The 522-nt window shown below is 60.0% G+C and carries 1 rRNA gene; it reads right to left on the reverse strand.

The annotated features are described in order from the left end of the window. Window positions 1-108: ribosomal RNA gene (locus ACNSN7_RS15535) — 16S ribosomal RNA — on the reverse strand; the annotation flags it as partial. Window positions 109-522: the final 414 nt, after the last annotated feature.

The following is a 522-nucleotide window of genomic DNA, read 5'->3' on the forward strand; positions in this document are numbered from 1 at the left end:
AGTTTGGCCACGTGTTACTGAGCTATTTGCTACGAGTCTGAACTCGTACAACTAGCATGGCTAAGTCGGATCCCAATAGCAATGGCCTCCGGCAGGATCAACCGGAATGAATACCTCCGTGCCTGGTTCCCGGCGCGGAGGGGGTTGGCGGGTTTTGACACGATGACGTGTCAAAACACCATTGCATGGTCCAATATTGGTGTCCAGTGCATCCATCGACCCGGATGACACCGAACTACCAAGGCTCACATCAGATCACCGCTTACGCCGGGGCGCAGGGGGCGTGATCCTCATCTTTGCGGATCTGACCATTGTTTCCGAGCGGGTATAAGCCCGTCGGAGTGCGGTCGGATCCAGCGAATGCGGCTCGAGTTGAACGAGCCGCGTTCGCGGGTGCGTTCTATCGCGTTTGACCCGAGTGCCCTGGTACTGATAAGGGCGTCGGAACGCGTCGACCGGCCGCAGAGCGGCCGGCCGTGACCCCCCGTCGCCGGGGCGTCCTTCGCATTCATCCGGATGGCC

The organism is Halorubrum rarum (assembly GCF_048380895.1).
In the GTDB taxonomy this organism is placed as follows: domain Archaea; phylum Halobacteriota; class Halobacteria; order Halobacteriales; family Haloferacaceae; genus Halorubrum.